Annotated in this window: 23 protein-coding genes; all 23 read left to right on the forward strand. The window is 65.9% G+C overall.

Annotated elements, in window-relative coordinates; genetic code table 11:
* The first annotated feature begins 89 nt into the window (after positions 1 to 89).
* Entirely contained in the window at positions 90 to 455 is a 366-nt protein-coding gene (locus E3D03_RS09025) for an NADH-quinone oxidoreductase subunit A (RefSeq protein ID WP_018000806.1), read from the forward strand.
* Complete coding sequence (locus E3D03_RS09030; protein WP_026155504.1) at positions 455 to 979, forward strand: NuoB/complex I 20 kDa subunit family protein; 525 nt, start codon at positions 455 to 457, stop codon at positions 977 to 979. The genes E3D03_RS09025 and E3D03_RS09030 overlap by 1 nt, the downstream gene beginning before the upstream one ends.
* 4 nt (positions 980 to 983) lie before the next feature.
* A complete protein-coding gene (locus E3D03_RS09035; RefSeq protein ID WP_263566685.1) occupies positions 984 to 1,598 on the forward strand; it encodes an NADH-quinone oxidoreductase subunit C in 615 nt (204 codons plus the stop codon).
* A complete protein-coding gene (locus E3D03_RS09040) occupies positions 1,595 to 2,026 on the forward strand; it encodes a thioesterase family protein (protein ID WP_263566686.1) in 432 nt (143 codons plus the stop codon). Before E3D03_RS09035 ends, E3D03_RS09040 begins: the two co-directional genes overlap by 4 nt.
* Before the next feature lie 2 nt (positions 2,027 to 2,028).
* On the forward strand, positions 2,029 to 3,267 hold the full coding sequence (locus E3D03_RS09045; RefSeq protein WP_026155505.1) for an NADH-quinone oxidoreductase subunit D: 1,239 nt from the start codon (positions 2,029 to 2,031) through the stop codon (positions 3,265 to 3,267).
* Positions 3,267 to 3,986, forward strand: coding sequence for an NADH-quinone oxidoreductase subunit NuoE (nuoE, locus tag E3D03_RS09050; protein ID WP_411969811.1), 720 nt, complete (start codon positions 3,267 to 3,269; stop codon positions 3,984 to 3,986). Before E3D03_RS09045 ends, nuoE begins: the two co-directional genes overlap by 1 nt.
* 27 nt (positions 3,987 to 4,013) lie before the next feature.
* The gene (locus E3D03_RS09055; protein ID WP_263566687.1) at positions 4,014 to 4,583 is read left to right on the forward strand and encodes a hypothetical protein; all 570 of its coding nucleotides are present in this window, start codon (positions 4,014 to 4,016) and stop codon (positions 4,581 to 4,583) included.
* Positions 4,583 to 4,846 (forward strand): DUF5337 domain-containing protein, encoded by a 264-nt coding sequence (locus tag E3D03_RS09060; protein ID WP_018000812.1) that lies wholly within the window; start codon positions 4,583 to 4,585, stop codon positions 4,844 to 4,846. The genes E3D03_RS09055 and E3D03_RS09060 overlap by 1 nt, the downstream gene beginning before the upstream one ends.
* 4 nt (positions 4,847 to 4,850) lie before the next feature.
* Entirely contained in the window at positions 4,851 to 6,146 is a 1,296-nt protein-coding gene (gene nuoF, locus E3D03_RS09065; protein ID WP_062562601.1) for an NADH-quinone oxidoreductase subunit NuoF, read from the forward strand.
* 149 nt (positions 6,147 to 6,295) lie between these two features.
* Positions 6,296 to 6,694, forward strand: coding sequence for a DUF5333 domain-containing protein (locus tag E3D03_RS09070; protein WP_263566688.1), 399 nt, complete (start codon positions 6,296 to 6,298; stop codon positions 6,692 to 6,694).
* 8 nt (positions 6,695 to 6,702) lie between these two features.
* Entirely contained in the window at positions 6,703 to 7,152 is a 450-nt protein-coding gene (locus tag E3D03_RS09075) for a hypothetical protein (protein WP_263566689.1), read from the forward strand.
* A gap of 87 nt (positions 7,153 to 7,239) precedes the next feature.
* Entirely contained in the window at positions 7,240 to 9,261 is a 2,022-nt protein-coding gene (gene nuoG / locus E3D03_RS09080; protein WP_263566690.1) for an NADH-quinone oxidoreductase subunit NuoG, read from the forward strand.
* A gap of 5 nt (positions 9,262 to 9,266) precedes the next feature.
* Entirely contained in the window at positions 9,267 to 10,040 is a 774-nt protein-coding gene (locus E3D03_RS09085) for a hypothetical protein (RefSeq protein WP_263566691.1), read from the forward strand.
* A gap of 18 nt (positions 10,041 to 10,058) precedes the next feature.
* Positions 10,059 to 11,096, forward strand: a complete 1,038-nt coding sequence (gene nuoH, locus E3D03_RS09090; protein WP_263566692.1) for an NADH-quinone oxidoreductase subunit NuoH — start codon at positions 10,059 to 10,061, stop codon at positions 11,094 to 11,096.
* Positions 11,097 to 11,099: 3 nt separating this feature from the next.
* Positions 11,100 to 11,282, forward strand: coding sequence for a hypothetical protein (locus E3D03_RS09095; protein WP_263566693.1), 183 nt, complete (start codon positions 11,100 to 11,102; stop codon positions 11,280 to 11,282).
* Complete coding sequence (gene nuoI / locus E3D03_RS09100) at positions 11,282 to 11,773, forward strand: NADH-quinone oxidoreductase subunit NuoI (protein WP_018000820.1); 492 nt, start codon at positions 11,282 to 11,284, stop codon at positions 11,771 to 11,773. Before E3D03_RS09095 ends, nuoI begins: the two co-directional genes overlap by 1 nt.
* Positions 11,770 to 12,174: a carboxymuconolactone decarboxylase family protein gene (locus E3D03_RS09105; protein WP_018000821.1), complete on the forward strand. Its 405-nt coding sequence runs from the start codon at positions 11,770 to 11,772 to the stop codon at positions 12,172 to 12,174. The genes nuoI and E3D03_RS09105 overlap by 4 nt, the downstream gene beginning before the upstream one ends.
* The gene (locus tag E3D03_RS09110) at positions 12,171 to 12,773 is read left to right on the forward strand and encodes an NADH-quinone oxidoreductase subunit J (protein WP_263566694.1); all 603 of its coding nucleotides are present in this window, start codon (positions 12,171 to 12,173) and stop codon (positions 12,771 to 12,773) included. The genes E3D03_RS09105 and E3D03_RS09110 overlap by 4 nt, the downstream gene beginning before the upstream one ends.
* A 93-nt stretch (positions 12,774 to 12,866) precedes the next feature.
* Positions 12,867 to 13,172, forward strand: coding sequence for an NADH-quinone oxidoreductase subunit NuoK (nuoK, locus tag E3D03_RS09115; RefSeq protein WP_018000823.1), 306 nt, complete (start codon positions 12,867 to 12,869; stop codon positions 13,170 to 13,172).
* 6 nt (positions 13,173 to 13,178) lie between these two features.
* Positions 13,179 to 15,290 (forward strand): NADH-quinone oxidoreductase subunit L, encoded by a 2,112-nt coding sequence (nuoL, locus tag E3D03_RS09120; protein WP_263566695.1) that lies wholly within the window; start codon positions 13,179 to 13,181, stop codon positions 15,288 to 15,290.
* 1 nt (position 15,291) lies between these two features.
* A complete protein-coding gene (locus E3D03_RS09125; RefSeq protein ID WP_263566696.1) occupies positions 15,292 to 16,833 on the forward strand; it encodes an NADH-quinone oxidoreductase subunit M in 1,542 nt (513 codons plus the stop codon).
* A 9-nt stretch (positions 16,834 to 16,842) separates the two neighbouring features.
* Entirely contained in the window at positions 16,843 to 18,348 is a 1,506-nt protein-coding gene (nuoN, locus tag E3D03_RS09130) for an NADH-quinone oxidoreductase subunit NuoN (RefSeq protein WP_263566697.1), read from the forward strand.
* Positions 18,341 to 19,102, forward strand: coding sequence for a biotin--[acetyl-CoA-carboxylase] ligase (locus E3D03_RS09135; RefSeq protein ID WP_263566698.1), 762 nt, complete (start codon positions 18,341 to 18,343; stop codon positions 19,100 to 19,102). Before nuoN ends, E3D03_RS09135 begins: the two co-directional genes overlap by 8 nt.

Genomic DNA, 19,102 nt, shown 5'->3' on the forward strand with positions numbered 1-19,102 from the left:
CCTGCCGGCGACCGGGGATAAACGGACGGAAGCCAAACCCATCGCGGGGCGCCAGTCGGGTTCCTGCGAGCGAAAGGGAGCCCAACCCAGTGGAATACCTGCTGCAAGAATACCTGCCCATCCTGGTCTTTCTGGGGATGGCCTCGGCTCTGGCCATCGTGCTGATTCTGGCCGCCGTGATCGTGGCCGTCCGCAACCCGGACCCGGAAAAGGTCAGCGCCTATGAATGCGGCTTCAACGCCTTCGACGACGCGCGGATGAAGTTCGACGTGCGCTTCTATCTGGTGTCGATCCTGTTCATCATCTTCGACCTGGAAGTGGCCTTCCTGTTCCCCTGGGCGGTCAGCTTCGCCGGGCTGACGGACGTGGCCTTCTGGGGCATGATCCTGTTCCTGGGCGTGCTGACGGTTGGCTTTGCCTATGAATGGAAGAAGGGGGCGCTGGAATGGGCGTGATGACCGGATTGAACACCGCCGGCCCCGACCGCGAATTCGCCACGGCCGAGCTGAACCGCGAGCTGCAGGACAAGGGCTTCCTGCTGACCACGACCGAGGACATCATCAACTGGGCCCGCAACGGCTCGTTGCACTGGATGACCTTCGGCCTCGCCTGCTGCGCGGTCGAGATGATGCAGACCTCGATGCCGCGCTATGACCTGGAACGCTTCGGCACCGCACCGCGCGCCTCGCCGCGCCAGTCGGACCTGATGATCGTCGCCGGCACGCTGACCAACAAGATGGCCCCGGCGCTGCGCAAGGTCTATGACCAGATGCCCGAGCCGCGTTATGTCATCTCGATGGGCAGCTGCGCCAATGGCGGCGGCTATTACCACTATTCCTATTCCGTGGTGCGCGGCTGCGACCGCATCGTGCCGGTGGACATCTATGTCCCGGGCTGCCCGCCCACGGCCGAGGCGCTGCTTTACGGCATCCTGCAACTTCAGCGCCGCATCCGGCGCACCGGCACGCTGGTGAGGTAAGGCCATGTCCGACGAATCCCTGCTGGAACTGGCCGAACACATCACCCTGCGCCGCGAAAGCGATCTGGTGGCGACCGAGGTGGCCTTTGGCGAGCTGACGCTGACCGCGACGCTGACCGGCCTGACCGGGCTGATCGAATTCCTGCGCAGCGACGCGAACTGCCGCTTCGCGACGCTGATCGACATCACCGCCGTGGACCATCCGGCCCGCCCGGCGCGCTTCGACATGGTCTATCACCTGCTGTCGATGTATCGCAACCAGCGCATCCGGGTGAAGGTCAACGTGCGCGAGGACGAACTGGTGCCCAGCCTGATCGGCATCTTCCCCGGCGCCAACTGGTATGAGCGCGAGGTCTTCGACATGTTCGGGATCCTGTTCTCGGGCCACCCGGACCTGCGCCGCATCCTGACCGACTATGGCTTCCGCGGCCACCCGCTGCGCAAGGACTTCCCCACCACCGGCTATACCGAGGTGCGCTGGAACGACGTCGAGAAGCGCGTGGTCTATGAGCCGGTGGCGCTGGTCCAGGAATACCGCCAGTTCGACTTCCTTTCGCCGTGGGAGGGCGCGAAATACGTGCTGCCCGGCGACGAGAAGGCGCCGGAGGCCAAGAAGTGAAGCCCGGACTGAAACCCGGCGACCGCGCCCGCTTCAGCATGGCGGTGCAGGGGCAGGATACCGTGCGCGCGCTGTTCGCGGACCGCGGCGCCTTCCCCGAGATGCCGGCGGTCTTTGCCACCGCCAAGATGATCGGGCTGATGGAATGGGCCTGCGTCGAGCAGCTGCGCCCGCATTACGAGCCGGGCGAGGATTCGCTGGGCGTGCATGTCGACGTGGACCATACCGCGCCGACCGTGCCTGGGCAGGTGGTGACGGTCGAGACCGAGATCGAAGAGATCGACGGCCGCTTCATCTGGTTCCGGGTCGAGGCGCATGACGGCATCGACCGGATCGGCGCAGGACGGCACCGCCGCGCGCTGATCCAGACGGCGAAATTCAACGACCGGCTGGCCGCCAAGCGCGCCACGACCGGGCTGGAGGGATGACCATGGACGGCGACATCCGCAAGAACAGCTATGACGACGGCTCGGTCGACGCCCTGACCGGCGAGCAGAGCATCCGCAACTTCAACATCAACTTCGGCCCGCAGCACCCGGCCGCGCACGGCGTGCTGCGCATGGTGCTGGAGCTGGACGGCGAGATCGTCGAACGCGCCGACCCGCATATCGGCTTGCTGCATCGCGGCACCGAGAAGCTGATGGAAAGCCGGACCTATCTGCAGAACCTGCCCTATCTCGACCGGCTGGATTACGTCGCGCCGATGAACCAGGAACATGCCTGGTGCCTGGCGATCGAGCGGCTGACCGGCACCACGATTCCGCGCCGGGCCAGCCTGATCCGCGTGCTCTATTCCGAAATCGGCCGCATCCTGAACCACCTGATGGGCCTGACCACCGGCGCCATGGACGTGGGCGCGCTGACCCCGCCGCTCTGGGGTTTCGAGGCGCGCGAAGAGCTGATGATCTTCTACGAACGTGCCTGCGGGGCGCGGCTGCACGCCGCCTATTTCCGCCCGGGCGGGGTGCACCAGGACCTGCCGCCCGACCTCTTGGACGACATCGAGGAATGGTGCGAGCGCTTCCCGCGGCTCGTCGACGACCTCGACACGCTGCTGACCGAAAACCGCATCTTCAAGCAGCGCCTGGTCGGCATCGGCGTCGTGACCGAGGAAGACGCGCTGAACTGGGGCTATACCGGCGTCATGGTGCGCGGCTCGGGTCTGGCTTGGGACTTGCGCCGCGCGCAACCCTATGAGTGCTATAACGAATTCGACTTCCAGATCCCCGTCGGCACCAATGGCGACTGCTATGACCGCTATCTCTGCCGCATGCAGGAGATGCGCGAGTCGACCAGGATCATGAAGCAGGCGATCCAGAAGCTGCGCGCCGAGCCCGCCGGCGACGTGCTGGCGCGCGGCAAATTGACGCCGCCCAGGCGCGCCGACATGAAGCGCGACATGGAAAGCCTGATCCATCACTTCAAGCTCTACACCGAGGGTTTCCACGTCCCGGCCGGCGAGGTCTATGCCGCCGTCGAGGCGCCCAAGGGCGAATTCGGCGTCTACATGGTCGCGGACGGCACCAACAAGCCGTGGCGCGCCAAGCTGCGGGCACCGGGCTTCACGCATCTGCAATCCATCGACTGGATGTCCAAGGGTCACATGCTGGCCGACGTTCCGGCCATCATCGCCACCCTTGATATCGTTTTCGGAGAGGTTGACCGCTGATGCTGCGCCGTCTGTCCCCCATCCAGCCTGAATCGTTCGAATTCACCGCGGCCAACCTGGCATGGGCCCGCGCCCAGATGACCAAATACCCGGAAGGGCGCCAGCAATCGGCGGTGATCCCGATCCTGTGGCGGGCGCAGGAGCAGGAGGGCTGGCTGAGCCGGCCGGCCATCGAATATGTCGGCAACCTGCTGGGCATGCCCTATATCCGCGTGCTCGAGGTCGCGACCTTCTACTTCATGTTCCAGCTGCAACCCGTCGGCAGCGTGGCGCATATCCAGATCTGCGGCACCACGACCTGCATGATCTGCGGCGCCGAGGACCTGATCCGCCTCTGCAAGGAAAAGATCGCGCCGCATGCGCATGAGGTCTCGGCCGACGGCCGCTTCAGCTGGGAAGAGGTCGAATGCCTGGGCGCCTGCACCAATGCGCCCATGGTCCAGATCGGCAAGGATTTCTACGAGGACCTGACGGTCGAGAAGCTTTCGGCGCTGATCGACAGCTTCGCCGCCGGCGAGGTGCCGCTGCCCGGGCCGCAGAACGGCCGCTTCTCGGCCGAGGCGCTGGGGGGGCCGACCGCGCTGGCCGGGTTGAAGGGCGGCGAGCAGTATAACGGCAGCGTCGCGCGCGCGGTGCAGATCCGCGACACGATCAAGCGTATTGACGGGACCGAGGTTCCGATCACCACGCCTTGGCTTGCCGCGGAAAAGCAGGCTTAATCCCAGGGGTAAAGAGTTCGGATCGCCATGGAACGGGCAGAGTGCAACAGGAACTGCTGGATCTCGGCGGCCATCGCCGGGACCGTGGTCTTACTGTTCGTCTCGGGTCTGGGCGAGCTGAACTGGCTGGGCGGGCTGTTCCTGGGCTTCGTGACCTTCATGCTGTTCGGGTCGCTGATGGTCTGGCTGGTCTGCCACGACATGCCGCTGCCGGTGCCGCCGCTGGAGGCCAAGCCGCCCGAGGATTGGCGCCGGCGCCAAGCCGAAAGCCAGCCCGAGGCGCTGCTGGTCTCGGCCAGCCTGCCCGAGACCCCGGCGCCGGTGCAGATGCCGCTGCGGGCCGGGGATGCCGTGGACGACCTACGCCGGATCAAGGGCATCGGGCCCAAGATCTCGGACTGGCTGAACGCCAATGGCGTGACGCGCTATGACCAGATCGCCGGCTGGGACGCGGCGGCGGTCGCGGATTTCGTCCAGCGCATGGGGCGCATGGGCAGCCGGATCGAGGCCGACGACTGGGTCGGTCAGGCAAAGGTATTGGCGGCGGGCGGCGAGACTGAGCATTCCCGCCGCGTCGACAAGGGCGAGCCGGGCTGATGGCCCGCCCGGTGAAACAGGACCCGGCGCAGGCGGCGATGGCCGCGGCGGCGGACGCCCGGCAGATGCGCCTGGTCGCGGTGGTGATCGCCCTGACCATGGTGGCATGGCTCGGGCTGCAATGGTTGGGGGGCCAGCAGGGCTGGCCCGCGAAATATGCCTTTCTCGCCGATCTGATGGCGATTGGGGCCTTGATCTGGTCGCTGATGGTGACCTTTCGGATCTGGCGGCGGCGCAAGGCGCTGTCGCAGGGACAAGGATAAGACGATGCTGAACGATCAGGACCGGATCTTTACCAATATCTACGGCATGGGCGACCGCAGCCTGGCCGGCGCGAAGAAGCGCGGCTGCTGGGACGGCACCGCCGCGATCATCGCCAAGGGCCGCGACGGCATCGTGAACGAGATGAAGGCCTCGGGCCTGCGCGGGCGCGGCGGCGCCGGCTTCCCGACCGGCATGAAATGGTCCTTCATGCCCAAGGAATCCGATGGCCGCCCGTCCTATCTGGTCATCAACGCCGACGAATCCGAGCCCGCGACCTGCAAGGACCGCGAGATCATGCGCCACGATCCGCATACGCTGATCGAGGGCGCGCTGATCGCCAGCTTCGCCATGGGCGCCCATGCCGCCTATATCTACATCCGCGGCGAGTTCATCCGCGAACGCGAGGCGCTGCAGGCCGCCATCGACGAATGCTATGACGCCGGGCTGCTGGGTCGCAATGCGGCGGGCTCGGGCTGGGACTTCGACCTTTACCTGCACCACGGCGCCGGCGCCTATATCTGCGGCGAGGAAACCGCGCTGCTGGAAAGCCTGGAAGGCAAGAAGGGCATGCCCCGGATGAAGCCGCCGTTCCCGGCCGGCGCGGGTCTTTACGGCTGCCCGACCACGGTGAACAACGTCGAGTCGATCGCCGTGGTCCCGACCATCCTGCGCCGCGGCGCCGAGTGGTTCGCGGGCTTCGGCCGGCCGAACAATGCAGGGGTCAAGCTCTTTGGCATGACCGGCCACATCAACACCCCCTGCGTGGTCGAAGAGGCCATGTCGATCCCGATGCGCGAGCTGATCGAGAAGCATGGCGGCGGCGTGCGCGGCGGCTGGAAGAACCTCAAGGCGGTGATCCCCGGCGGCGCCTCCTGCCCGGTGCTGACGGCAGAGCAGTGCGAAAACGCCATCATGGACTATGACGGCATGCGCGAGCTGCGCTCGTCCTTCGGGACCGCCTGCATGATCGTCATGGACCAGTCCACCGACATCATCAAGGCGATCTGGCGGCTCTCGGCCTTCTTCAAGCATGAGAGCTGCGGCCAGTGCACGCCCTGCCGCGAAGGCACCGGCTGGATGATGCGGGTCATGGACCGGCTGGTGCGCGGCGAGGCCGAGGTCGAGGAAATCGACATGCTCTTCGACGTGACCAAGCAGGTCGAAGGCCACACCATCTGCGCCTTGGGCGACGCGGCCGCCTGGCCGATCCAGGGCCTGATCCGCAATTTCCGCGAAGAGATCGAGGACCGCATCAAGGCGAAACGCACCGGGCGCATGGGCGCCATGGCGGCGGAGTAAGGCGCATGGCGCAGGTCCGGCACAGCGCGGCAGGGCGGACCCCCCGGGGGGATCGCGGCCGCACGTCCGGGCGGCGCTCAAGACAAGGTGTCGAACCCATGGGGCGCGGCCGTGTTATGACCGGGTGTCATGACGGAAAGGCCAAAGCCATGAAACTTCTGCCGCTTGCCCTGATCGGGGCGCTGCTGGCGACGCCCGCCGCCGCGCTGGAATCGCTCTCCAAGGAAAAATACATCAACGACCGGCTGATCGCGGCGCGCATCGCCGACCGCATCCGCCGCACCTGCCCAAGCATCGACGGGCGCATCCTTTACGCCTATGGCGAGGCGCGCAAGCTCAAGAGCTATGCCCGCAACAAGGGTTATTCCAACGCCCAGATCGATGCCTTCCTGGACAGCAAGGACGACAAGACCCGCATCTATGCCGTGGCCGAGGACTATCTGAAGCGCAAGGGCGCCAAACCGGGCGACCCGCAAAGCTTCTGCGCCATCGGCCGGCAGGAGATCGCGAACAAGACCATCATCGGCAGCCTTCTGGTGGCGAAATGAGAAAGTGGTTGAACTGGATCGGCCTGGGACTGATGGCGGCGGCCGCGGCCTCGATGATCGCCGCCGATGCGATGGCCGGCGAGCCCTCGCAGGGCTGGGAGCCGACGGCGCAAAAATTCTATCTGCAATTCTCGATCTTCGCGCCGGGCGACCTGACCTGCGACGCGACCGGGCCGGGCGTGCGCACCAAGCTGTCGCGCGGGATCACCGGGGCGCCGCTTCTGCGCATCACCGGCAATGCCGACCAGGCGGTGATCCTGTGCTCGCGCCCCGACGGCAGCCGCTACACCACCGACCTGAACCGGACGCTGCCCTATAATACCGCCGGCGCGATCCGGGCGACCGTGACCTTTCAGCCCGGCCAGGATACCGGCAGCGTCCTGGTCCGGCGCGACGGCGAAAGCGACAGATTGGTGCCGATCATCTATCCCCGCGCCTTCGTGAGGGTGCAGGAATGACGGCGCACGAAACCGGGCCAGCCTTGGGCCAGCATTTGAAACCCGCATCGGCCGCCGGCCGCCGCGGGGCATGAGGGAAGACGAAAGATGGCAGATCTTCGCAAGATCAAGATCGACGATGTTGTGATCGAGGTCGATCCGAACCTGACCCTGATCCAGGCCTGCGAACAGGCCGGGATCGAGGTGCCGCGCTTCTGCTATCACGAGCGGCTGTCCATCGCCGGCAACTGCCGCATGTGCCTGGTCGAGGTCGTGGGCGGCCCGCCCAAGCCCGCCGCCTCCTGCGCCATGCAGGTCAAGGACCTGCGCCCCGGCCCGGATGGCGCGCCGACCGAGATCAAGACCAACAGCCCCATGGTCAAGAAGGCCCGCGAGGGGGTGATGGAGTTCCTGCTCATCAACCACCCGCTGGACTGCCCGATCTGCGACCAGGGCGGCGAATGCGACCTGCAGGACCAGGCCGTGGCCTATGGCGTCGATTTCAGCCGCTACCGCGAGCCGAAGCGCGCCAGCGAGGACCTGAACCTGGGCCCGCTGGTCGAAACCCACATGACGCGCTGCATCTCCTGCACCCGCTGCGTGCGCTTCACCACCGAGGTCGCCGGCATCACCCAGATGGGCCAGACCGGCCGCGGCGAGGACAGCGAGATCACCAGCTATCTGAACGAGACGCTGGCCTCGAACCTGCAGGGCAATATCATCGACCTGTGCCCGGTCGGTGCGCTGGTGTCGAAACCCTATGCCTTCACCGCCCGGCCCTGGGAACTGACCAAGACCGAATCCATCGACGTGATGGACGCTCTGGGCAGCAATATCCGCGTCGATACCAAGGGCCGCGAGGTCATGCGCATCCTGCCGCGCAACCATGACGGCGTGAACGAGGAATGGATCAGCGACAAGACCCGGTTCGTCTGGGACGGGCTGCGCCGCCAGCGCCTGGACCGGCCCTATATCCGCGAGAACGGCAAGCTGCGCCCGGCCTCCTGGCCCGAGGCGCTGGAGGCCGCCGCCCGTGCGATGCAGGGCAAGAAGGTGGCCGGGTTGATCGGCGACCTGGTTCCGACCGAGGCGGCCTTCAGCCTCAAGCAGCTGGTCGAGGGCCTGGGCGGCAAGGTGGAATGCCGCACCGATGGCGCGCGGCTGCCGGCCGGCAACCGCTCGGCCTATGTCGGCACGGCGCGGATCGAGAACATCGACAGCGCCAAGCGCATCCTGCTGATCGGCACCAACCCGCGCGACGAGGCGCCGGTGCTGAACGCCCGCATCCGCAAGGCCTGGGCGCATGGCGCGCAGGTTGCGCTGCTGGGCGAGGGGGTGGACCTGACCTATGACTACCACCACCTCGGCAGTGACCGGGCGGCGCTGTCGGCGCTGGTCGCCGATCCCAAGATCTCCGAGGGCACCGAGCTGCCCGGCATCGTCATCGTCGGCCAGGGCGCGCTGCGCGAGGCGGATGGCGAGGCGGTTCTGGCCAATGCCATGCGCATCTGCGAGCTGGGCGACTGCAAGCTGCTGGTGCTGCACAGCGCCGCCAGCCGCGTCGGCGCCATGGACGTGGGCGCGGTGACCGAGGGCGGCCTGCTTGCCGCCATCGAGGGCGCGGAGGTGGTCTATAACCTCGGCGCCGACGAGGTCGATGTCGCCCCCGGCCCGGTGGTGATCTATCAGGGCAGCCACGGCGACCGCGGCGCGCATCGCGCCGATATCATCCTGCCCGGCGCCTGCTACACCGAGGAAAGCGGGCTGTTCGTCAACACCGAGGGCCGGCCGCAACTGGCCATGCGCGCGAATTTCGCGCCGGGCGAGGGCAAGGAGAACTGGGCGATCCTGCGCGCGCTTTCGGCCGAACTGGGCAAGACCCAGCCCTGGGACAGCCTGGCCGGCCTGCGCCGCCAGCTGGTCGAGGCGGTGCCGCATCTGGCGCAGATCGACCAGGTGCCGGAAAACGCATGGCAGCCGCTGGAACGGCTCGACATGGGCCGGGCCGCCTTCCGCTATGCCGTCAAGGATTTCTACCTGACCAACCCCATCGCGCGCTCCTCGCCGCTGATGGGCGAGCTTTCGGCGATGGCGGCGGCGCGCAAGGCGCCCGCCCTGGCAGCGGAGTGAACAGCATGCGGCCTCGTCTTGCCCTTCTGATCGGACTGGGAGCCTCGGCCCTGCTCGCCGGCTGCGGCGACGAGACCGCGCGCGCTTCGCGGCCGCAGCCGAAGCCCGCCGAACTGGCGGTCAGCGTGCTGCAAAGCGATGCCGGCGCGCCCGACAAGAAGGTGCTGTCGCGCGGCCGCATCTCGACCAAATCCGGCGATATCCTGATCCTGGAGCCCGACGGCTCGGTCAGCGAGATGCAGCTGGACAGCGCTGCGGGCCGCGACGCCTTCGCCGTGACCGAGGCCGACCTGCTGGCGCTGAACGCCAACCTGGACCTGGACCTGTCGGGCATGCCGAATCTGGGTCCGGTGAAGAAGCGCACGCCGACGGCGCAAGAAAAGGCGCTGGCCGATTTCGCCGCCCGCACCCAGCCGATGCGGCTGAACCTGCCGAAAAGCTTCGAAGCCGAGCCCAAGGACTTCCTGGGCGCGCGCATCACCGGCCTCGCGAATTCGCGCAAGGGCGCCGACAGCCTGGTCGAAGTCAGCGCGAACCTGCGGGGTGGGGTGGACGCCGATACCGCCTTCGCCTATGCCACATGCGCGCTGGCCAGTTGGGCGGAATCGAAAGGGACACCCTATGCCCGCCACATCCGCACGCTCAGCGACAAGCGTGATGGCAAGATGATCGTCGGCTCGGTCTTTACCTTGTCCGAGAAGAAACCGATGGGCCTGACGGTGATGACAACGAAAGAGACCTTGCAGGAATGCAAGGCGCGCGGCATTCCCGCGGCGTGATGAGAGGGACGACTGATCATGGCTGAATTCTGGGCCTCGCCCTATGGTTTCGCGCTCAGCCTGCTCTTGCAGGGTCTGGCGGTCATCGCCTTTGTCATGGGCTCGCTGATCTTCATGGTCTATGGCGACCGCAAGATCTGGGCGGCGGTGCAGATGCGCCGCGGCCCCAACGTCGTCGGCCCCTGGGGCCTGCTGCAGACCTTTGCCGATGCGCTGAAATACATCGTCAAGGAAATCGTCATCCCGGCCGGCGCCGACAAGTTCATCTTCTTCCTGGCGCCGTTCCTGTCGATGATGCTGGCGCTGTTCGCCTTTGTCGTGATCCCCTTCGACGAGGGCTGGGTCATGGCGAACATCAACGTCGGCATCCTGTTCGTCTTTGCGGCCTCCTCGCTCGAGGTCTATGGCTCGATCATGGGCGGCTGGGCCTCGAACTCGAAATATCCGTTCCTGGCCTCGCTGCGCTCCGCCTCGCAGATGATCTCCTACGAGGTGTCGATGGGGCTGATCATCATCGGCATCATCATCTCCTCGGGCTCGATGAACCTGACCGAGATCGTGCTGGCGCAGAAGGGCGATTACGGCCTGTTGAACTGGTACTGGCTGCCGCATCTGCCGATGGTGGTGCTGTTCTTCGTCTCGGCGCTGGCCGAGACCAACCGCCCGCCCTTCGACCTGGCCGAGGCCGAGTCGGAACTGGTCGCCGGCCACATGGTCGAATATTCGTCCACGCCTTACCTGCTGTTCATGGCCGGCGAATATATCGCCATCTACCTGATGTGCGCGCTGCTGTCGCTCTTGTTCTTCGGCGGCTGGCTGTCGCCGGTGCCGTTCATCGCCGACGGCTGGTGGTGGATGGTCATCAAGATGTGGTTCTGGTTCTACATGTTCGCCATGGTCAAGGCGATCGTGCCCCGCTATCGCTACGACCAGCTCATGCGGATCGGCTGGAAGGTGTTCCTGCCCCTGTCGCTGGGCTGGGTCGTCCTGGTCGCCATCCTTGCCCGCTACGAAGTGCTGGGCGGTTTCTGGGCCCGTTTCGCGGTCGGAGGATAAGCCATGTATTCCAACAAGCTAGCCGAGGCTCTTGCGGCAGCCAGTGAGACCGACAAGGTGGAATTGGCGCATTTCCTCGCCAACAATCTCGACAGCGCGGAACATGCGCGCGACAGCGCCCGGGTGCGGGACTATGTCGCCGCGTTCGACCGTTTCGCGGCGCCGCGGGAAGGGGAGCGTTTCTGATGGCCTTCGATTTCGCGCGGGCGACCAAATATTTCCTGATGTGGGACTTCATCAAGGGCTTCGGCCTGGGCATGCGCTATTTCGTGTCACCCAAGCCAACGCTGAACTATCCGCATGAGAAGGGCCCGCTGTCGCCGCGCTTCCGCGGCGAGCATGCGCTGCGCCGCTATCCGAACGGCGAGGAACGCTGCATCGCCTGCAAATTGTGCGAGGCGATCTGCCCGGCCCAGGCCATCACCATCGACGCCGAACCGCGCGAGGACGGCTCGCGCCGGACCACGCGCTACGATATCGACATGACGAAATGCATCTATTGCGGCTTCTGCCAGGAGGCCTGCCCGGTCGATGCCATCGTCGAGGGGCCGAATTTCGAATACGCCACCGAGACCCGCGAGGAGCTGTTCTACGACAAGCAGAAGCTGCTTGCGAACGGCGAACGCTGGGAGGCCGAGATCGCCCGCAACCTCCAGATGGATGCGCCCTACCGATGACCGATGCGTTCACCAAGCTTTTCGCGCAGATGATGGCTTCCGGCCAGGAGATGGCCCGCGCCTTCAATCCGGCGCTGGAACATTTCGACATGCGCGCCATGGAAAAGCTGGTGCCGACCATGCCGTCGGACATGCTGGAGATGTGGTTCGGCAAGACCTTCAACCGCGAGGGGCTGGACGCCAAGACGCGCCTGCTGCTGACCATCGGCGCGATTACGGTCCAAGGCGCGCTGGCCGAGCCGCAGCTGCGCATGACCATCCGCCAGGCGCTGGCGGCCGGCGCCACGAAACGCGAGATCGCCGAGACGATCTTTCAGATGAGCATGTTCGGCGGGCTGCCTGCGATGCAGAAGGCGCTCGAGATCGCCCAGAGCGTCTATGCCGAGGAGGACGAGGAATGATGACCTTCGCTTTCTACCTGTTCGCGATCTGCGCCTGCGTCGCGGGCTTCATGGTCGTGCTCAGCCGCAACCCGGTGCATTCGGTGCTGTGGCTGATCCTTGCCTTCTTCTCGGCCGCCGGGCTTTTCGTGCTGCAGGGCGCGGAATTCGTCGCCATGCTGCTGGTCGTGGTCTATGTCGGCGCCGTGGCGGTGCTGTTCCTGTTCGTGGTCATGATGCTCGACGTGGATTTCGCCGAGCTCAAGGGCGAACTGGCGCGCTACCTGCCGCTGGCGCTGCTGATCGGGCTGGTGCTTCTGGCGCAGCTCGGCATCGCCTTCTCGGGCTGGACGCCATCCGAACATGCGCAGTCGCTGCGCGCCGCGCCGATCGTCGAGGGCGTGCAGAACACGCGGGGCCTGGGCATGGTGCTCTATGACCGCTATGCGCTGATGTTCCAGGTGGCCGGCCTGATCCTGCTGGTCGCGATGATCGGCGCCATCGTGCTGACCATGCGGCACCGCCGCGACATCAAGCGCCAGAACGTGCTGGAGCAGATGTGGCGCGACCCGGCCAAGGCGATGGAGCTGAAGGACGTGAAGCCGGGGCAGGGGCTTTAAGCCCTGCCCACAGCCAATGCGGGCCGCTGCTTGTGCGGTCCATAAGTAGCGAACGGATATTCAACGGGTGAACGACCCGGAGGGACCAGGACGATGATCGGATTGACACATTACCTTGTCGTGGGGGCGATACTGTTCGTCACCGGCATTTTCGGCATCTTCGTGAACCGAAAGAACGTCATCGTCATCCTGATGTCGATCGAGCTGATCCTGCTTTCGGTCAACATCAATTTCGTCGCCTTCTCGACCCATCTGGGCGACCTGGCGGGGCAGGTCTTCACCATGTTCGTGCTGACCGTGGCCGCGGCCGAGGCCGCCATCGGCCTGGCGATCCTGGTGGTCTTCTTCCGCAACCGCGGCACCATCGCGGTGGAAGACGTGAACGTGATGAAGGGTTAAGGCGGCATGGAAAAGATCGTCCTCTTTGCGCCCCTGCTGGGGTCGCTGATCGCCGGTTTCGGCTGGCGCCTGATCGGCGAGAAGGCCGCGCAATACCTGACCACCGGCATCCTGTTCCTGTGCTGCCTGCTCAGCTGGTACCTGTTCCTCAGCTTCGACGGCACGCCACGGCACATCCCGGTGCTGGACTGGGTCGTCACTGGCGACTTCCACGCCGAATGGGGCATCCGGCTGGACCGGCTGACCGCGATCATGCTGATCGTGGTGAACACGGTCTCGGCGCTCGTGCATATGTATTCGATGGGCTACATGGCCCATGACGACAACTGGGCGCATGACGAGCATTACAAGGCGCGCTTCTTCGCCTATCTCTCGTTCTTCACCTTCGCCATGCTGATGCTGGTGACCGCCGACAACCTGCTGCAGATGTTCTTCGGCTGGGAGGGCGTGGGCGTCGCGTCCTATCTGCTGATCGGCTTCTACTACAAGAAGGCCAGCGCGAACGCGGCGGCGATGAAGGCCTTCATCGTCAACCGCGTCGGCGACTTCGGCTTCCTGCTGGGCATCTTCGGGCTTTACTGGCTGACCGGCACGATCCAGTTCGACGAGATCTTCCGCCAGGTGCCCGAGATCGCGCAGACCAATCTGCATTTCCTGTGGCGCGACTGGAATGCCGCGAACCTGCTGGCCTTCCTGCTGTTCGTCGGCGCCATGGGCAAGTCGGCGCAGCTCTTTCTGCACACCTGGCTGCCCGACGCGATGGAGGGCCCGACCCCGGTCTCGGCCCTGATCCACGCCGCGACCATGGTGACCGCCGGGGTATTCCTGGTCTGCCGCATGTCGCCGCTCTACGAATTCGCGCCGGACACCAAGAACTTCATCGTCATCATCGGCGCCACGACGGCCTTCTTCGCCGCGACCGTGGGCCTGGTGCAGAACGACATCAAGCGCGTCATCGCCTATTCGACCTGTTCGCAGCTGGGCTACATGTTCGTCGCGGCGGGCGTGGGCGTCTATTCTGTGGCCATGTTCCACCTGCTGACGCACGCCTTCTTCAAGGCCATGCTGTTCCTGGGCGCCGGCTCGGTCATCCATGCCATGCATCACGAGCAGGACATGCGGAACTATGGCGGGCTGCGGAAGAAGATTCCCTTGACCTTCTGGGCGATGATGATCGGCACCTTCGCCATCACCGGCGTCGGCATTCCGCTGACCCATATCGGCTTTGCCGGCTACCTGTCCAAGGACGCGGTGATCGAAAGCGCCTGGGCCGGCAGCAGCTATGCCTTCGCCATGCTGGTCATCGCCGCCTGCTTCACCAGCTTCTATTCCTGGCGGCTGATCTTCCTGACCTTCTACGGCAAGCCGCGCGGCGACCATCATGCGCATAACCACGCGCATGAAAGCCCGCCGGTGATGACGATCCCCCTGGGCGTGCTGGCCATCGGTGCGATCTTCTCGGGCATGGTCTGGTATGGTCCCTTCTTCGGCGACCACCACAAGGTGACCGAGTTCTTCCACATCGCCGGCGCGCATGAGGCCGAGGGCGAAGCCGCCGAAGGCCATGCCACGGCCGAGGCCCCGGTCGAGCATGTCGCCGCCGATACGCCGGCCGCCGAGGGCGAACCTGCCCCCGAAGCCGAGGCGCATGCCGCGGTTGCCGCTCCGGTCGGCGGTGCGGTCTACATGCATCCCGACAACCACATCATGGACGAGGCGCACCACGCCCCGGTCTGGGTCAAGGTCTCGCCCTTCATCGCCATGGTTCTGGGCCTGATTACCGCCTGGCTGTTCTATATCGTCAACCCGACGCTGCCCAAGCGTCTGGCGGCGCAGCAGCCGGCGCTGTATCGGTTCCTGCTCAACAAGTGGTATTTCGACGAGATCTATAATTTCATCTTCGTGCGTCCCGCGCTGTGGATCGGCCGCTTCCTGTGGAAGAAGGGCGATGGCGAGGTGATCGACGGCACGATCAACGGGGTCGCCATGGGGCTGATCCCCAGGCTGACGCGCGCGGCGGTCCGCGTGCAGTCGGGCTATCTGTTCCACTATGCCTTCGCGATGGTCCTCGGCATCGTAGGCTTGCTGATCTGGGTGATGATGCGGGGCGCGCACTGACATGACGAACCTTCTTTCCATCATCACCTTCCTGCCGATCGTCGCTGCGATCATCATGGCGCTGTTCCTGCGCGGCCAGGATTCGGCGGCGGCGCGCAATGCCAAGTGGCTGGCGCTGCTGACCACGACGGCGACCTTCGTGATCTCGCTTTTCGTGCTGTTCCGCTTCGACCCGGCCAACACCGGCTTCCAGTTCGTGGAAGACCACGCCTGGATCATGGGCCTGCGCTACAAGATGGGCGTGGACGGCATCTCGGTGCTGTTCGTGCTGCTGACCACCTTCATGATGCCGCTGACCATTCTCTCGACCTGGGATGTCGAGGTGAAGGTCAAGGAATACATGATCGCCTTCCTGGTGCTGGAAGGGCTGATGATCGGCGTCTTCACCGCGCTGGACCTGGTGCTGTTCTACCTGTTCTTCGAGGCCGGGCTGATCCCGATGTTCCTGATCATCGGCATCTGGGGCGGCAAGGACCGCATCTATGCCAGCTTCAAGTTCTTCCTCTATACCTTCCTCGGCTCGGTGCTGATGCTGGTCGCGATGATCGCCATGTATCGCATGGCGGGCACCACCGACATTCCGACGCTGCTGACCTTCGACTTCCCGTCCGACAACTTCCGCCTCTTGGGCATGACGGTGGTCGGCGGCATGCAGATGCTGCTGTTCCTGGCCTTCTTCGCCAGCTTCGCGGTGAAGATGCCGATGTGGCCGGTCCATACCTGGCTGCCCGACGCGCACGTTCAGGCGCCGACCGCCGGCTCGGTGCTGCTGGCCGCGGTGCTCTTGAAGATGGGCGGCTATGGCTTCCTGCGCTTCAGCCTGCCGATGTTCCCGGTCGCCAGCGACGTGGCCCAGCCCTATATCTTCTGGCTCTCGGCCATCGCCATCGTCTATACCTCGCTGGTGGCGCTGGCGCAGTCGGACATGAAGAAGGTCATCGCCTATTCCTCGGTCGCGCACATGGGCTATGTCACCATGGGCATCTTCGCGGCGAACCAGATCGGCGTCGACGGCGCCATCTTCCAGATGCTGTCGCACGGCTTCATCTCGGGCGCGCTGTTCCTGTGCGTCGGCGTGATCTACGACCGCATGCATACGCGCGAGATCGACGCCTATGGCGGCTTGGTGAACCGGATGCCGAAATACGCCATGGTGTTCATGTTCTTCACCATGGCCAACGTCGGCCTGCCCGGCACCTCGGGCTTCGTGGGCGAGTTCCTGACGCTGATGGGGGTGTTCCGCGAAAACACCTGGGTGGCGCTGGTCGCGACCTCGGGCGTGATCCTGTCGGCGGCCTATGCGCTGTGGCTCTATCTCCGCGTCACGCTGGGCCAGCTGATCAAGGAAAGCCTGAAGTCGATCACCGACATGACCCCGCGCGAGCGCTGGATCTTCGTGCCGCTAATCGCCATGACGCTGATCCTGGGCGTCTATCCGCGGCTCGTCACCGATGTGACCGGACCGGCGGTAGAAGGCCTGCTTACCCATTATCACCAAAGCCAGCCGGTGGTCGAAACCGCCGCGGCGACGACCAGCCACTAGGGGACAGACATGACCTCGCTCGACTTCTCGACCATTCTGCCCGAGGTGGTGCTGGCCGCTTATGCCCTTGCCGCGCTGATGGCCGGCGCCTACCTCGGCAAGGACGGGCTGGCCCGGACGCTGCTCTGGACCACGGTCGCGGCCTTCCTGGTCGTCGCCGCCATGCTGGGCCTGGGCAACCGGGCCGACCAGACCGCCTTTTACGGCATGTTCATCGATGACGGCTTCTCGCGCTTTGCCAAGGTGGTGATGCTGGTCGCCGCCGCCGCCGTGCTGGCGATGAGCGCCGATTACATGGCGCGGCGCAACATGCTGCGTTTCGAGTTCCCGATCATCGTCGCGCTGGCGGTCATCGGCATGATGTTCATGGTCTCGGCCGGCGACCTCTTGACGCTCTACATGGGGCTCGAGCTGCAATCGCTGGCGCTTTACGTCGTGGCCGCGATGCGGCGCGGCTCGGTGCGCTCGTCCGAGGCGGGGCTGAAGTATTTCGTGCTGGGCTCGCTGTCCTCGGGGCTGCTGCTCTATGGCGCTTCGCTGGTCTACGGCTTTGCCGGCACCACCAGCTTCGCGGGCATCGTCACCGTGATCGAGGGCGGCCACCTGTCGCTGGGCGTGCTCTTCGGCCTGGTGTTCATGCTGGTGGGCCTGTCCTTCAAGGTCTCGGCCGTGCCCTTCCACATGTGGACGCCCGACGTCTATGAGGGCGCGCCGACGCCGGTCACCGCCTTCTTCGCCACCGCGCCCAAGGTCGCGGCCATGGCGCTGATCGCGCGGCTGGTCTTCGACGCCTTCGGCCATGTCATCGGCGACTGGAGCCAGATCGTCGCGGCGCTCGCGGTCATGTCGATGTTCCTGGGCTCGGTCGCCGGGATCGGCCAGACCGACATCAAGCGGCTGATGGCCTATTCCTCGATCGCGCATATGGGCTTCGCGCTGGTCGGCCTTGCCGCCGGCACCAGCCTGGGCGTGCAGGCGATGCTGATCTACATGACCATCTATGCGGTGATGAACGTCGGCACCTTCGCCTTCATCCTGTCGATGGAGCGTGACGGCGTGCCGGTTACCGACCTTGCCTCGCTGAACCGCCTGGCCTGGAGCGAGCCGGTCAAGGCGCTGGCCATGCTGGTGCTGCTGTTCAGCCTTGCCGGCGTGCCGCCGACGCTGGGCTTCTTTGCCAAGTTCGGCGTGCTGACCGCTGCGGTCGATGCCGGCCTGGGCTGGCTGGCGGTGGCGGGCGTGATCGCCTCGGTCATCGGCGCCTTCTATTACCTGCGCATCGTCTACTATATGTATTTCGGGGCCGAGGGGCAGGGCGTGACCTCGCGCATGGGGACGGTGCAATACCTGGGCCTGATGCTGCCGGCGCTGGCCATGCTGCTGGGCGCGATCAACATGATGGGCGTCGATGCCGCTGCCGGTCGCGCCGCCGAGACGCTGGTCGCGCCGGTGCTGGCCTCCGAGGCCTCGGCCGATGCCGCCGCCCCGGCCGCCGAGCCCGAACCCGTTGAGTGAGGCCTGGCCCGAAGGCGTGGGCCGGCATGTGCTGGCCCGCACCGACAGCACCAATGCCGAGGCGCTGAGGCTGGCGCCCAGCCTGTCCGCCCCGGCCTGGATCATGGCGCGCGAGCAATTCGCCGGACGCGGCCGCCGCGGCCGCGACTGGGCGATGCCGGCGGGGAACTTCGCCGGCACGCTGGTCCTGCGCAGCCCGGGCGGCGTCGCGGCGGCGCAGCTGTCCTTTGTCGCGGCGCTGGCGCTTTACGACGCGCTGGCCGATGCCTGCGGCCCCGCCGCGCGCCTGGCGATCAAATGGCCGAACGACGTGCTGCTGAACGGCGGCAAGGTCGCCGGCATCCTGCTGGAAAGCGCCGGCCGGGGCCAAGGCCAGGGCATGGGCGCCGTCGCGGTGGGCATCGGCGTCAACCTGGCGGCCGCGCCCGGCAGCGGCCAGGTCGAGCCCGGCGCCGTCACCCCCGTCTCGGTCCTGGCCGAGACCGGCCATGCCGTCGCGCCCGAGGATTTCCTGGACCTGCTGGCGCCGGCCTTCGCGCGCTGGCTGGCGCAGATGCAGACCTATGGTTTCGCGCCGATCCGCCACGCCTGGCTGGCCCGCGCCGCCCGGCTGGGCGAGCCGATCCTGGCCCGCACCGGCGCGACCGAGCGGCGCGGCATCTTCGAGGGTATCGACGACAGCGGCGCGCTGATCCTGCGCACGCCCGCCGGCCCGCAGATGATCCCCGCCGCCGACGTGTTCTTCGGGGGCTGA

Source organism: Paracoccus sp. DMF (genome assembly GCF_004407025.1).
GTDB classification, from domain to species: Bacteria; Pseudomonadota; Alphaproteobacteria; order Rhodobacterales; family Rhodobacteraceae; genus Paracoccus; species Paracoccus aminovorans_B.

What these genes read in the sequence shown, in the direction of transcription:
- nuoF (WP_062562601.1), top strand. Translation starts at nt 4,851, where the DNA reads ATGCTGAACGATCAGGACCGGATCTTTACCAATATCTACGGCATGGGC.
- nuoN (WP_263566697.1), top strand. Translation starts at nt 16,843, where the DNA reads ATGACCTCGCTCGACTTCTCGACCATTCTGCCCGAGGTGGTGCTGGCC.
- nuoH (WP_263566692.1), top strand. Translation starts at nt 10,059, where the DNA reads ATGGCTGAATTCTGGGCCTCGCCCTATGGTTTCGCGCTCAGCCTGCTC.
- nuoK (WP_018000823.1), top strand. Translation starts at nt 12,867, where the DNA reads ATGATCGGATTGACACATTACCTTGTCGTGGGGGCGATACTGTTCGTC.
- E3D03_RS09070 (WP_263566688.1), top strand. Translation starts at nt 6,296, where the DNA reads ATGAAACTTCTGCCGCTTGCCCTGATCGGGGCGCTGCTGGCGACGCCC.
- nuoE (WP_411969811.1), top strand. Translation starts at nt 3,267, where the DNA reads ATGCTGCGCCGTCTGTCCCCCATCCAGCCTGAATCGTTCGAATTCACC.
- E3D03_RS09085 (WP_263566691.1), top strand. Translation starts at nt 9,267, where the DNA reads ATGCGGCCTCGTCTTGCCCTTCTGATCGGACTGGGAGCCTCGGCCCTG.
- E3D03_RS09035 (WP_263566685.1), top strand. Translation starts at nt 984, where the DNA reads ATGTCCGACGAATCCCTGCTGGAACTGGCCGAACACATCACCCTGCGC.
- E3D03_RS09105 (WP_018000821.1), top strand. Translation starts at nt 11,770, where the DNA reads ATGACCGATGCGTTCACCAAGCTTTTCGCGCAGATGATGGCTTCCGGC.
- nuoL (WP_263566695.1), top strand. Translation starts at nt 13,179, where the DNA reads ATGGAAAAGATCGTCCTCTTTGCGCCCCTGCTGGGGTCGCTGATCGCC.
- E3D03_RS09045 (WP_026155505.1), top strand. Translation starts at nt 2,029, where the DNA reads ATGGACGGCGACATCCGCAAGAACAGCTATGACGACGGCTCGGTCGAC.
- E3D03_RS09055 (WP_263566687.1), top strand. Translation starts at nt 4,014, where the DNA reads ATGGAACGGGCAGAGTGCAACAGGAACTGCTGGATCTCGGCGGCCATC.
- nuoI (WP_018000820.1), top strand. Translation starts at nt 11,282, where the DNA reads ATGGCCTTCGATTTCGCGCGGGCGACCAAATATTTCCTGATGTGGGAC.
- E3D03_RS09110 (WP_263566694.1), top strand. Translation starts at nt 12,171, where the DNA reads ATGATGACCTTCGCTTTCTACCTGTTCGCGATCTGCGCCTGCGTCGCG.
- E3D03_RS09095 (WP_263566693.1), top strand. Translation starts at nt 11,100, where the DNA reads ATGTATTCCAACAAGCTAGCCGAGGCTCTTGCGGCAGCCAGTGAGACC.
- E3D03_RS09125 (WP_263566696.1), top strand. Translation starts at nt 15,292, where the DNA reads ATGACGAACCTTCTTTCCATCATCACCTTCCTGCCGATCGTCGCTGCG.
- E3D03_RS09030 (WP_026155504.1), top strand. Translation starts at nt 455, where the DNA reads ATGACCGGATTGAACACCGCCGGCCCCGACCGCGAATTCGCCACGGCC.
- nuoG (WP_263566690.1), top strand. Translation starts at nt 7,240, where the DNA reads ATGGCAGATCTTCGCAAGATCAAGATCGACGATGTTGTGATCGAGGTC.
- E3D03_RS09060 (WP_018000812.1), top strand. Translation starts at nt 4,583, where the DNA reads ATGGCCCGCCCGGTGAAACAGGACCCGGCGCAGGCGGCGATGGCCGCG.